Source organism: Salinimicrobium oceani (assembly GCF_012037645.1).
Window position 1 is genome coordinate 1 of sequence record NZ_JAAVJR010000667.1, and the last position, 443, is coordinate 443.

1 protein-coding gene is annotated in these 443 nt (G+C 44.2%); it reads left to right on the forward strand.

From position 1 onward, the window contains the following. On the forward strand, window positions 1-443 hold a 443-nt coding region (locus HC175_RS18790; RefSeq protein ID WP_209310099.1), incomplete at both ends, for a phosphate ABC transporter ATP-binding protein.

The following is a 443-nucleotide window of genomic DNA, read 5'->3' on the forward strand; positions in this document are numbered from 1 at the left end:
TTTATGGCGATTAAAGGGATCGACATGAACATAAGAGCGAATAAGATCACCGCTTTTATTGGCCCTTCGGGATGTGGAAAATCCACTTTTCTGCGATTGTTCAACCGTATGAATGATTATGTGGACGGCTTTAGAATGGAAGGGGATATCCTCATTGATGGCGAGAACATTTACAGGAAAAACATCAATGTAGAACAGCTTAGAAAGCAGGTGGGGATGGTGTTTCAAAAACCCAACCCGTTTCCCAAATCCATCTATGAAAATGTTGCCTATGGCCTAAAGATCCAGGGAATTAAAGATAAAACTTACCTGAAGGATAAGGTGGAAGATTCTCTTAAGCAGGTAGGGCTTTGGAATGAGGTAAAGGATAACATAAATAGATCGGCCCTGGCGCTTTCCGGTGGGCAGCAACAGCGGCTTTGCATTGCCCGCACCCTGGCTGT